The organism is Nocardioides sp. LHG3406-4 (assembly GCF_049897745.1).
Classification (GTDB): domain Bacteria; phylum Actinomycetota; class Actinomycetes; order Propionibacteriales; family Nocardioidaceae; genus Nocardioides.
On sequence record NZ_JAFCWV010000005.1, the window covers coordinates 271743 to 284332 of the forward strand.

The window sequence follows — 12590 nt, forward strand, 5'->3', positions numbered from 1 at the left end:
TCGGTGCCGTCGGCAACAATGACGATCGTGGACGCCCTCGACCGCTTCAGCGCCCCCACGCGGGCGTGGTTCGAGTCCGCGTTCGCGCGTCCGACGCCCGCCCAGGAGGGCGCCTGGGAGGCGATCAGCCACGGGCGGCACGCGCTGGTGGTCGCGCCCACCGGGTCGGGCAAGACGCTGAGCGCGTTCCTGTGGTCGATCGACCGGCTGCTGACCGAGGACCGGCCGGCCGACAAGTCCCGGCGCACGCGCGTCCTCTACGTCTCACCGCTCAAGGCCCTGGCCGTGGACGTCGAGCGCAACCTCCGCGCGCCGCTCACCGGCATCGGCCATGCCGCCGCCCGGCTCGGCACCAGCGTGCCCGACGTGACCGTCGGCCTCCGCTCGGGCGACACCTCGGCCGCCGACCGCCGCCGGCTGGTGACCGCACCCTCCGACATCTTGATCACGACGCCGGAGTCGCTGTTCCTCATGCTCACCAGCCAGGCGCGCGAGACGCTGCGCGGCATCGAGACGGTGATCGTCGACGAGGTGCACGCCGTCGCCGGCTCCAAGCGCGGCGCCCACCTCGCGCTGAGCCTCGAGCGTCTCGACGCGCTGCTCGACCGACCGGCCCAGCGCATCGGCCTCTCGGCCACCGTGCGCCCCCTCGAGGAGGTCGCGCGCTTCCTCGGCGGCTCCGCGCCCGTCGAGATCGTCGCCCCGCCGAGCGAGAAGACCTGGGACCTCCGCGTCGTCGTACCCGTGGAGGACATGACCGCCCCCGGCGAGTACGACGAGGAGTCCGGCGACCCCGGCCGCGCCGCGAGCATCTGGCCGCACGTCGAGGAGCACGTGGTCGACCTGATCGAGCAGCACCGCTCCACCATCGTCTTCGCCAACAGCCGCCGCCTGGCCGAGCGGCTGACCGCACGCCTCAACGAGATCGCCACCGAGCGAGCGGGCACCCAGGAAGCAGGCACCGAGGAGGCGGCAGCGTCCGGGCCGCCGGCTCAGGTGATGGCGCAGTCCGGGCAGTCGAGCGGCGCCGAGACGGTCATCGCGAAGGCGCACCACGGGTCCGTCAGCAAGGAGCAGCGGGCCCTCATCGAGGACGACCTCAAGCGGGGCCGACTGCCGGCCGTGGTCGCGACCAGCAGCCTCGAGCTCGGCATCGACATGGGCGCGGTCGACCTGGTCATCCAGATCGAGAGCCCGCCGAGCGTCGCGAGCGCCCTGCAGCGCGTCGGCCGTGCCGGGCACCAGGTCGGCGAGACAAGCCGCGGGGTGCTGTTCCCCAAGCACCGCGCCGACCTCGCGCCCACAGCTGTGACGGTCGAGCGCATGCGCGACGGCGCGATCGAGAGCCTCCGGGTGCCGACCAACCCGCTCGACGTGCTGGCCCAGCAGGTCGTGGCGATGACGGCGATGGACGCCTGGGACGTCGACGAGCTCTTCACCCTCGCCGTGCGCAGCGCCGCGTTCACCCAGCTGCCGCGCTCCGCCTACGACGCCGTCCTCGACCTGCTCAGCGGCCGCTACCCCTCCGACGAGTTCGCCGAGCTGCGCCCGCGCATCGTGTGGGACCGCGTGACCGGGCAGCTCACCGCCCGGCCGGGCGCCCAGCGGCTCGCCGTCACCAGTGGCGGCACGATCCCCGACCGCGGTCTCTTCGGCGTCTTCCTCGTCGGCGAGGGCACCGGTCGCCGGGTGGGCGAGCTCGACGAGGAGATGGTCTACGAGTCGCGGGTCGGTGACGTCTTCGCGCTGGGCGCGACCAGCTGGCGCATCGAGGACATCACCCACGACCGGGTCCTGGTGACCCCGGCGCCGGGCATTCCCGGCCGGCTCCCGTTCTGGAAGGGCGACACCCTGGGCCGGCCGGCCGAGCTCGGCGCCGCGATCGGCGCCTTCACCCGCGAGCTGGCCGCGCTGCCGCGCGCGAAGGCCACCGCCGCCGTCCGCGCCCACGGCCTCGACGCCTACGCCGCCGACAACCTGGTCGGCTACCTCGCCGACCAGGCCGAGGCCACGTCGGTCGTGCCCAGCGACACCACCCTGCTCGTCGAGCGCTTCCGCGACGAGCTCGGCGACTGGCGGCTGGTGGTCCACTCCCCCTACGGCACGCCCCTGCACGCGCCCTGGGCGCTGGCCATCAACGCCCGGCTCCGCGAGCGGTACGGCGTCGACGGCCAGGCGGTCGCCTCCGACGACGGCATCGTCGTCCGCATCCCCGACACCGACGACGACGCGCCGCCGGGCGACGTCATCGTGTTCGCGCCGGACGAGATCGACGACCTGGTGACCCAGGAGGTGGGTGGCAGCGCGCTCTTCGCGAGCCGCTTCCGCGAGTGCGCCGCGCGGGCCCTCCTGCTCCCGCGCCGCGACCCGGGCCGCCGGAGCCCGCTGTGGCAGCAGCGCCAGCGCAGCGCGCAGCTGCTCGAGGTCGCGGCGCAGTACCCGTCGTTCCCGATCGTGCTCGAGGCCGTGCGCGAGTGCCTCCAGGACGTCTACGACCTGCCCAGCCTGGTGGCGTTGATGCGCCGCATCGAGCGGCGCGAGGTCACGGTCACCGACGTGGCCACCAACCAGCCGTCGCCGTACGCCCGCAGCCTCCTCTTCGGGTACGTCGCCCAGTTCGTCTACGAAGGCGACTCCCCCATCGCCGAACGCCGGGCCGCGGCCCTCAGCCTCGACCAGGGCCTGCTCGCCGAGCTGCTCGGTCGGGCCGAGCTGCGCGAGCTGCTCGACCCCCAGGTGCTCGCCGAGGTCGAGGCCGAGCTGCAGTGGCTGGCCGACGACCGGCGCGCCCGCAACGCCGAGGGGCTCGCCGACCTGCTCCGGCTGCTCGGTCCTCTCACCACCGCCGAGATCACCGCACGCGCGGTCGACGGCGCGGACGTCAGCGACTGGCTCACGACGCTGACCGGAGCACGCCGCCTCGTCGAGATCCGGATGGCGGGCGAGCAGCGCTGGGCGGTCGTCGAGGACGTCGGCCGGCTCCGTGACGCCCTCGGCGTGCCTGTGCCGCCCGGCACGCCCGACGCCTTCGCCGACGCCGTCGACGACCCGGTCGGCGACCTGGTCGCCCGGCACGCCCGCACCCACGGGCCCTTCACGACCGACGAGGTCGCCGCGCGCCTCGGCCTCGGCACCGCCGTCGCCCGCCACACGCTCCAGCGGCTGGCGGCTCGCGGCCGGGTGCTGGAGGGCGAGTTCCGCCCCGCCGGGGCCGGCTCGGAGTGGTGCGACGCCGAGGTGCTGCGCAAGCTCCGGCGCCGCTCGCTCGCCCTGCTGCGCAAGGAGGTCGAGCCGGTCGAGCCCGATGCACTCGGGCGGTTCCTGCCGGCCTGGCAGCACGTCACCGGCCGAGGCCTGCGCGGCGTCGACGGCGTACTCACCGCGATCGACCAGCTGGCCGGCGCGCCCGTGCCCGCGAGCGCCCTCGAGTCGCTGGTGCTGCCGGCACGGGTACGCGACTACCAGCCGGCTCACCTCGACGAGCTCACTGCGGCCGGAGAGGTCGTCTGGGCGGGGCACGGCCCGCTGCCCGGCTCCGACGGCTGGATCAGCCTCCACCTCGCCGACCAGGCCGACCTGACGCTGCCCGAGCCGGCCCCCTTCGAGCACGCCGACCTGCACCAGTCGGTGCTCGATGCGCTCGCCCCGGGAGGCGCGTGGTTCTTCCGTCAGCTCGCCGACGCCGTGGGCAGCACCGACGACCGGGCGCTGAGTGCTGCGCTCTGGGACCTGGTCTGGGCCGGGCGGCTGAGCAACGACACCCTCACGCCGCTGCGGGCGCTCACCCGCGCCGGCAGCACGACCCACCGCAGCCGCAGGCCACCACCACGCACCGGCCGCGGCGCGCTTCCCCGCCGCACCGGCCCGCCCGAGAGCGCCGGGCGCTGGGCCGCGCTCCCCGCCCGCGACACCGATCCGACCCGTCGCGCGCACGCGGTGGCCGAGCGGCTCCTGGACCGGCACGGCGTGGTCATCCGGGGTGCCGTCGTCAGCGAGCGGCTGCCCGGCGGCTTCGCCGCCGTCTACAAGGTGCTCAGTGCGTTCGAGGACTCCGGTCGTTGTCGGCGCGGCTACTTCGTGGGCGGGCTCGGTGCCGCCCAGTTCGGCACCACCGGTGCCATCGACCGGCTGCGCACCTTCGCCGAGGTCGCGCCCGACGCGACCCCGGTGGCGGTCGCGCTGGCGGCCACCGACCCCGCCAACCCGTTCGGCGCCGCGCTGCCCTGGCCGCCCGGCGACGCAGAGGCCGGGGGTCACCGGCCCGGACGCAAGGCCGGCGCGCTCGTCGTGCTGGTCGACGGCCACCTGACGCTCTACGTCGAGCGCGGCGGCCGCACGCTCCTCACCTGGGGCGACGACGGCACCCGGCTCGCGCCGGCGACCGCGGCGCTCGCCGACGCCGTACGCCGTGGCGCGCTCGGACGGCTCACGGTCGAGAAGGCCGACGGCGCCCAGCTCCTCGGCGCCGGCCTGACCCCGCTGCGCGCCGCGCTCCAGGATGCCGGCTTCGTGTCGACGCCCAAGGGCCTGCGGCTGCGCGGCTGATGCACCCCGTCACTCGGGCGTAGTGTGTGGTGATGGAGACGCGCCGTGCCAGAGGGTGACACGGTCTGGCGCGCGGCCCGGACTCTCGACCGGGCCCTCGCGGGCCACGTGCTCACCGCCTCCGACTTCCGCGTGCCCCAGCTCGCCACCGCTGACCTGACCGGCTCGCGCGTCGTCTGCACGCTCTCGCGGGGCAAGCACCTGCTGACCCGGTTCCAGGGTGCGGAGCCGGGCACCGACTGGACGCTTCACACCCATCTGAAGATGGAGGGGCGCTGGGAGATCTACACGCCGGGCCAGCGCTGGCGGCGGCCGGCCAAGGAAGCTCGTGTCGTTCTCTCGACCGACGAGCGGGTCGTCGTCGGCTTCAGCCTCGGCATCGTCGAGCTGGTGCCGCGGCACGAGGAGCAGCGCATTGTGGGCCACCTCGGCCCCGACCTGCTCGGCCCCGACTGGGACGAGGAGGAGGCGCTGCGCCGGCTGCGCCAGGACGCGTCCATGCCGCTGGGCGAGGCCCTGCTCGACCAGACGAGCCTGGCCGGCATCGGCAACATGTATGCCTCCGAGCTGTGCTTCACCAGCGGGGTGCACCCGCTGACGCCGGTCGGCGAGGTCTCCGAGCTACGCCGGCTGGTGCGGCGCGCACGCCAGATGCTGGAGCTGAACAAGGAGCGCGCCGAGCAGACCACCACCGGCGACCTGCGGCGGGGGCGGCGGATGTGGGTCTACCGACGTGATGCGCAGCCGTGCCTGAGGTGCCAGACCCCGATCCAGGTGCACATGCAGGGAGAGCCTGGCCGGGAGCGCGCGAAGTACTGGTGCCCGAGCTGCCAGCCCGCACCCGGCTGAGGTCAGGCGGCGCTGGCGACCACGTCGCCGTGGCTCACGCGGGCGACGTCGATCGGCGTGGCGGCCACCGCGGACTCTTCGAGGGCGACGGCGCGACTCACGTCGCGGAGCACCGACGACAACGGCACCTCGAGCGCCGAGCACAGCGAGGCGAGCAGCTCGGAGGATGCTTCCTTCTGGCCGCGCTCGATCTCGGAGATGTAGCCCAGGCTCACGCGAGCCTCCGCCGAGACCTCACGCAGGGTCATGCCTCGGGTCAGACGACGGTCACGCAGGACGTCACCGAGGACTCGGCGGTAGAGCACCATGCGTCTAGCCTTCCTGACAGTGGACCGAACGTATGTGCGCAACGCTACCCGACGGCCCTTTCTTCCCGGTCACCTTTCCACAGCCTCGAGGGAGTCGGCGAGGATCGTCAACGCCCTCCGCACGGTCGCCTCGGCGATCCCCAGCCGGTCCCCCGTCAGCGACAACGCGTGCGCGACCACACCCTCGGGCCCGGCGATCCCGACGAAGACGGTGCCCACCGGGCGGCCGTCCTGCGGGTCGGGCCCGGCGACTCCCGTCGTGCTCAGGGCGTACGACGACCCGGTGAGGTCACGCACGCCGACCGCCATCGCCCGGGCGCACTCGGCCGAGACGACGCCGTACTCCTCGACGAGCGCGACCGGCACTCCCACGACGTCGATCTTCAGGGCCGTCGCGTAGGCGACCACTGCCCCCAGGAACACCGCGGACGCCCCCGGCACGGCGGTAAGGGCGGCCGCGAGCCGGCCTCCCGTGAGGGACTCGGCCACGGCCAGCGTCTGCCCCCGGCCGCGCAGCAGGTCGAGCACGTTCGCGGCCTCGGGCATGCCGACGATCATAAGTAGGCAGGGGTGGTTACGGTGACCACATGGCGCTGGCGATCGAGGACTACGCAATGGTCGGCGACCGTGGCACCGCCGCCCTCGTGGGCCGCGACGGCTCGGTCGACTGGCTGTGCCTGCCGCGCTTCGACTCCCCCGCGTGCTTCGCGGCGCTGCTGGGCGACGTCGACAACGGGCGCTGGCTGCTCGGCCCAGCCGACCTGGACGACGTGACCGTCACCCGCCGCTACGTCGGAAACTCCGCTCTGCTCGAGACGACCTTCGCCACCCCGACCGGCACCGTCGTGCTCCTCGACGTGATGCCCACCTGCGACGGCCGGGCCGACCTGGTGCGCCGCATCACCTGCCTCGAGGGCACCGTGCGGATGCGCCACGACTGGGTGGTGCGCTACGACTACGGCCGGGTCCGTCCGTGGGTCAGCCGCCACCACGCTCATGGCGAGGAGACGATCGTCGCCGTCGCCGGACCCGACAAGGTCGTGCTGCGCGGGCCGCGCCTGCCGGTCGCGGTCGACGGTCACCACAGCGACGAGTTCGACGTGACGGCCGGCGAGGAGCTGATCTTCTCGACGACGTGGGTGCGCTCGTGGCGCGACGTCCCGCCGCGGATCGGGTACGACCACCGCATCGAGGCCACCCGCCTCGACGGCGAGAAGTGGAGCAGCACGCTGGTCGCCGGCGTACCTCACCGCGACCTGGTCGTGCGCAGCCTGCTGACGCTGCGGCTGCTGACCCACGACGAGACCGGCGGCATCGTCGCCGCACCCACGACCTCGCTGCCCGAGGACTTCGGCGGCGAGCGCAACTGGGACTACCGCTACTGCTGGCTGCGCGACGCCTCGCTCACCCTGGAGTCGCTGCTCGCCGCCGGCTACACCACCGAGGCCGAGCAGTGGCGCACCTGGCTGCTGCGCGCGATCGCCGGCGACCCGGCCGACATGCAGATCATGTACACCGTCGACGGCGGCCGGCGACTGCCGGAGCACGAGCTCGACCACCTCCAGGGCTACGCCGGCTCCACGCCGGTGCGCATCGGCAACGGCGCGGCTGACCAGCGGCAGACCGACGTCCTGGGCGAGGTGATGATCGCCCTCCACGACGCCCGCCTCGCCGGCGTCCACGAGACCCGCGACTCGTGGTCGCTGCAACGGCGGCTGGTCGACGAGCTGGCCGAGCACTGGGACCGGCCCGACAGCGGGCTGTGGGAGATCCGGGGCCCGCGCCAGCACTTCACCCACTCCCGGGTGATGGCCTGGGCGGCCTTCGACCGGGCGGTCCGCGGGATCGAGGAGTTCGGGCTCGAGGGCCCCTTGGAGCGCTGGCGCGCCATCCGCGACGAGATCTGTGCCGAGGTGCTCGCCAAGGGCTTCGACACCGAGCGCAACACGTTCACCCAGCACTACGACACGACCCACGTCGACGCCTCGCTGCTCAACCTCCCGCTGGTGGGCTTCCTGCCGCCCGACGACCCACGGGTGCTCGGCACCATCGCGGCCATCGAGCACGACCTGATGCGGGACGGATTCCTGCTCCGCTACCGCACCGAGACGGGCGTCGACGGGCTGGCCGGCGACGAGCACCCGTTCCTCGCGTGCTCCTTCTGGCTGGTCTCGGCGTACGCCGCGGCCGGACGGCTCGACGACGCGAACGCCCTGATGGACCGCCTCTGCGCGCTCGCCAACGACGTCGGCCTGCTCTCGGAGGAGTACGACGTGGCGGAGGGCCGGATGGCCGGGAACTTCCCCCAGGCGTTCAGCCACCTCACCCTGGTGCAGGCGGCACTTCGTCTCGGGAACGCCACCCCCCGCGGCTGACCGCGGCCCCCGCACGCCACGAGGGGCCCGGGAAGACCCGGACCCCTCGCGTCATGCGTCGTGCTGTGCTCCCGGTGCGGTCAGTTGCGGTAGACCTTGATGGTCTTGCTGCCCTTGGCCGGCTTGTAGAGCTGGTTGCCGAGGTACTTGACCTTGATGTGGAAGGTGCCGGGGGCGGTGAAGCGGGGCAGCTTGAGCTTCCCCTTGCCCTGGGTGACCTTGCCGAAGTACTTCTTGGACCCGATCACGACCTTGAGCTTGCCGCCCACCTTGGCGCCGTCAGCGTTCGAGACGTACACGTTGATGCGCGGCGCGCCCTTGCGGACTGCGGTGTGCTTGGGGAAGTACTTGACCTTGGTGACCTTGGGTCGAGTCTTCTTGACGTCGCGGACCAGCGTGGTCTTGCTCGGCAGCGCGACCAGCTCGACCTGCGAGGCGCCGGGCACGGTGAACTTGACCTCGGCGGAGCTGTTGGTGACGGCCACGGTCTTCATGACCTTGCGCTTGCCGTCGCGGACCCGCACCACCTGGACCTGGGTGTTCTTGACGCTGCCCTTGGAGGTCACGTCGAGCTTCGACAGGTTGGTGGTGATCTTCTGGCCGGTCTGGAGCGACGCGGGCAGACCCTGGGCCACGACCTGCTCCCGCGCGAAGTTCGGCGCAAGGTTGGCGTGCTCCCGGAGGTACTTGATCCACAGGTCGCGGTCGATGAGACCGGTGTCCTTGGCCTTGCCCTCGGTGAAGGCGGTGAAGTTGTCACCGCCGGTGCCGAGGAACGAGAAGGTCGACACCGTGTAGGTCTCGGTCATGCTGATCGGCTTGCCACCGATGCGGATCGCGGTGATCCGCTGCCCCGCGGGCTTGGTCGGGTCCTGGGTGACCTGCACGTTGTCGGAGACACCCATGTGGAGGTACGACCGCGAGGATCCGGCCGGCGGCCACTGCTGCTCGAGCACCTTCTTGAGCTGGGCGCCGGTGAGGTCGATCGTCCAGATGTTGTTGACGAACGGCAGGACCGCGTTGGCCTCGGCGTAGGTGACCACGCCGTCGGTGTTGGCCGGGTTGGTGGTGGTGTCGCCGGCGAACGTCAGGTCGGCGCGGAGCCCGCCCGGGTTGACGAGTCCGAGCTCAGGCTTGGCGATGTCGGCGGGTACGCCGTCGCGCAGCGCGTTGGCCACCAGGGAGCCGATCGTCGACTCCGCGGTGCGGTCCTCGTCCACCGCCGGCGTCGAGAGATCGCGGTCGGCCCGGGTGATGTCGGCGGTGATGGTGCCGACCGGGGTGTCGCCGACGACCTTGGCGTCGGCCAGGGCCTTGTCGACGATGGTCTTCACCGCGTCGACCCGTGGGAACGCGCCCGGCGCGGCCGCGGCGGCGACCCTCGGGACGTTGCTGACCCCGTTGACCGTGACCGCGTCGGTGGTGGTCTCGTAGCTCAGGTCGACCCGGCCGACGTACTCCCCGTAGCTGCCGGTCTGGACGACCGGCCGAGGGGTGCTGAGCGCGTAGCGCTTGTGCGTGTGTCCGGTGAAGATGACGTCGACCTTCGGGCTCGTCTCGTTGACGATCCGGCCGAACGCGCCGCTGGTGGTGCCGGCGTCGTCGGGGGCACCCTCGTGGTACTCCGCGACGACCACCTGGGCCTCCCCGTTGGCGGGGTTGCCGTCGGTGAGCTGGCCGGCCACGCGGTTGACGGCGGCGACCGGGTCGCCGAAGTCGACCGCGGCGATGCCGGCGGGGCTGACCAGGGACGGCGTCTCTTGGGTGACGGCACCGATGATGCCGACGGACACGCCGCCGACGTCGCGGATGTCGTACTCCTTGAGCGCCGGGTTGGTGGTGCCCTTCTGGTAGACGTTTGCGCCGAGGTACTCGAAGGCGGCGCGGTCCTGCACGCGGCCCTGGAGGTCGGTGAAGCCCTTGTCGAACTCGTGGTTGCCCACGGCGGACGCCCTCATCTCGAGGGCGTTGAGGACGTCGATGGTCGGGTTGTCGTCCTGGCTGGCGGAGGCGAACAGCGACGCGCCGATGTTGTCGCCCGCCGAGAGCAGGAGCGTGTTGGCGTTCCGGTTCTGCTCGATCGTGGTGGCGAACTTCGTCGTGTTGTCGTCGATGCGGCCGTGGAAGTCGTTGATGTTGAGCAGTCGGATGTCAACCGGCGCGGCGTGCGCGGGCACGGCGGTGGTTGCAACGACGGCGAGTGGCGCCGCGGTGAGGGCGGCGGCTGTGGCCACGGCTCCCCATCGTCGGCGCAGTGGGCTGCGTGTAGTCCCCGTACTCTTCGACACAGTTGTGTTCCTCCGTGATGTGGATGGTGGTGACGCACGCCACCATAACCCGAAGGGACTACTCCACCGTGACACCAAAGGGCCATGCCTCTCTGGCGACAAGGTCAGGTGTCCGGTCAGGTGTGCCGGTCAGGCTCGAGTGCCACGCCTGACGACCGCCCGCTGGCGCCACACGTCGCGGAAGAACTCGTAGCCGGACCACAGCGTCATCGCGACCGCGCCCGCCAGGGCCACCTGGCTGAGGTAGAAGAGCGCCTCCCCGAGGCCGCCCCACGCGTCGAAGTTGCCGCCGTGCGCGTCCCCGTGCGGCAGCGGCCAGATGAGGCCGCTGAGGGCGACCGCCTGCACGGTGGTCTTGATCTTGCCGCTCTGGTTGGCGGGCAGGACGACGTGCTTGAGCACCGAGAGGCGGAGCAGGGTCACCGACCACTCGCGGACCAGCACCAGGATCGTCACCCACCACCAGATGTCGCCGACGACCGAGAGGCCGATGAACGCCATGCCGGTGATGGCCTTGTCGGCGATCGGGTCGGCGATCTTGCCGAAGTCGGTGACCAGGTCGTGCTTGCGCGCCAGGTCGCCGTCGACCTTGTCGGTGATCATCGCGACCGCGAAGATCCCGAATGCGACCCAGCGCCACAGCGTCGAGTCGCCGCCGTCGTGCAGCAGCGCCCAGCCGAAGAACGGCACCATCACGATGCGCAGGGCGGTGAGCATGTTCGGGACGTTGACGTTGCTCGCCTTCGCGGCGCCGGCCTCGCTCATCACACCCTCCTCGCGATCAGGTCGACCCCGTCCGTGCCGATGACCTCGGCGGCGACCAGGTCGCCCACCGACACCGCGCCGGGCAGGTCTACCAGGGACGTGGTGCCGTCGACCTCGGGCCCCTGGTGCGCCGCCCGGCCGACCACCTCACCGTCGGAGACGTCCTCGACCAGGACGTCCACGACCTCGCCGATGCGGTCCTCGGCGCGCTGGGAGTTCAGCTCCTCGACCAGGGCCGTCACGTGCTCGGTGCGCGCTCGGACCTCGTCGTCGTCGAGCTTTCCGGCGTACGTCGCCGCCTCGGTGCCGTCCTCGTCGGAGTACCCGAAGACGCCGGTGACATCCATCCGCGCCGCCTCGAGGAAGTCGCACAGCGTCTGGAGGTCGGCCTCGGTCTCGCCGGGGAAGCCGACGATGACGTTGGAGCGCACGCCGGCCGCGGGGGCGAGCGTGCGGATCTGCTCGAGCAGGCCGAGGAAGCTCTCGGGGTCGCCGAAGCGGCGCATCCGACGCAGCACGGAGGCACTCGCGTGCTGGAACGACAGGTCGTAGTAGGCCGCCACGCCCGGAGTCGACGCGATCGCCTCGATGAGCCCGGGCCGGGTCTCGGCGGGCTGGAGGTAGGACACCCGGACGCGGTCGACCCCGTCGATGCCGGCCAGCTCGGGCAGCAGCGTCTCGAGGAGGCGCAGGTCGCCGAGGTCCTTGCCGTAGGAGGTGGAGTTCTCGCTGACCAGGAACAGCTCCCGAACTCCCTGCGTGGCGAGCCAGCGGGCTTCCTGCACGACGTCGCTCGGGCGGCGGCTGACGAACGAGCCGCGGAAGCTCGGGATGGCGCAGAAGGAGCAGCGGCGGTCGCAGCCGCTGGCGAGCTTGAGCGGGGCCATCGGACCGCCGTCGAGGCGGCGGCGTACGGCGCGGGGGCCGCTCTCGGGTGCGAGGCCGGCCGGCAGGTCGGGGGCTGCGTGTCCCGGCACGCTGACGGCGCTGGCGTCGCGCTCCGTCGGCGAGATCGGCAGCAGGCGACGCCGGTCGGCGGGCACGTGCGACTGGTGCTTCTCCCCCGCGACGATGGCGCGCAGCCGCGCCGCGATGTCGGGGTAGTCGTCGAAGCCCAGCACGGCGTCGGCCTCGGGCAGCGACTCGGCGAGGTCCTTGCCGTAGCGCTCGGCCAGGCAGCCGACCGCGACGACGGCCTGCGTCCGGCCGTGCTCCTTGAGATCGGCGGCAGCCAGCAGGGTGTCGACGGAGTCCTTCTTGGCCGCCTCGACGAACCCGCAGGTGTTGACCACCACGGTGTCGGCGTCCTCCGGGTCGGCGACCAGCGCGAAGCCCCCGGCCTCGAGCCGTCCCGCCAGCTCCTCGGAGTCGACCTCGTTGCGCGCGCAGCCGAGAGTGACGACGGCGACGCTCATGGGTGATTGCTCAGTGGTGGTGCTCATCGTGGTTCGAGTATGCCG

General features: G+C 72.4%; 8 protein-coding genes. 3 read left to right on the forward strand and 5 right to left on the reverse strand.

The window, feature by feature from the left end:
* The first annotated feature begins 18 nt into the window (after positions 1-18).
* The gene (locus tag ACP7BP_RS18145; RefSeq protein ID WP_426246620.1) at positions 19-4545 is read left to right on the forward strand and encodes an ATP-dependent helicase; all 4527 of its coding nucleotides are present in this window, start codon (positions 19-21) and stop codon (positions 4543-4545) included.
* A 45-nt stretch (positions 4546-4590) separates the two neighbouring features.
* Positions 4591-5394, forward strand: a complete 804-nt coding sequence (locus ACP7BP_RS18150; protein ID WP_426246621.1) for an Fpg/Nei family DNA glycosylase — start codon at positions 4591-4593, stop codon at positions 5392-5394.
* Positions 5395-5396: 2 nt separating this feature from the next.
* On the opposite strand, the gene ACP7BP_RS18155 is transcribed toward ACP7BP_RS18150, so the two are convergent.
* Both ACP7BP_RS18155 and ACP7BP_RS18160 read right to left on the reverse strand, forming a co-directional pair.
* A complete protein-coding gene (locus ACP7BP_RS18155) occupies positions 5397-5702 on the reverse strand; it encodes a helix-turn-helix domain-containing protein (protein WP_426246623.1) in 306 nt (101 codons plus the stop codon).
* Positions 5703-5771: 69 nt separating this feature from the next.
* Positions 5772-6248: a CinA family protein gene (locus tag ACP7BP_RS18160; RefSeq protein WP_426246625.1), complete on the reverse strand. Its 477-nt coding sequence runs from the start codon at positions 6246-6248 to the stop codon at positions 5772-5774.
* Between the two features lie 41 nt (positions 6249-6289).
* On the opposite strand from ACP7BP_RS18160, the gene ACP7BP_RS18165 reads away from it, so the two are divergent.
* The gene (locus ACP7BP_RS18165) at positions 6290-8077 is read left to right on the forward strand and encodes a glycoside hydrolase family 15 protein (RefSeq protein WP_426246626.1); all 1788 of its coding nucleotides are present in this window, start codon (positions 6290-6292) and stop codon (positions 8075-8077) included.
* Between the two features lie 80 nt (positions 8078-8157).
* Here the strand turns inward: ACP7BP_RS18165 and ACP7BP_RS18170 are convergent, their stop codons facing one another.
* From ACP7BP_RS18170 to rimO, 3 genes are all read right to left on the reverse strand, one after another.
* Positions 8158-10311 carry a bifunctional metallophosphatase/5'-nucleotidase gene (locus tag ACP7BP_RS18170; protein WP_426246627.1) on the reverse strand — a complete coding sequence of 718 codons (2154 nt, stop codon included), beginning with the start codon at positions 10309-10311 and terminating at the stop codon, positions 8158-8160.
* 183 nt (positions 10312-10494) lie between these two features.
* Positions 10495-11130 (reverse strand): CDP-diacylglycerol--glycerol-3-phosphate 3-phosphatidyltransferase, encoded by a 636-nt coding sequence (pgsA, locus tag ACP7BP_RS18175; RefSeq protein WP_426246629.1) that lies wholly within the window; start codon positions 11128-11130, stop codon positions 10495-10497.
* Complete coding sequence (rimO, locus tag ACP7BP_RS18180) at positions 11130-12545, reverse strand: 30S ribosomal protein S12 methylthiotransferase RimO (RefSeq protein ID WP_426246631.1); 1416 nt, start codon at positions 12543-12545, stop codon at positions 11130-11132. The genes pgsA and rimO overlap by 1 nt, the downstream gene beginning before the upstream one ends.
* Positions 12546-12590 lie beyond the last annotated feature (45 nt).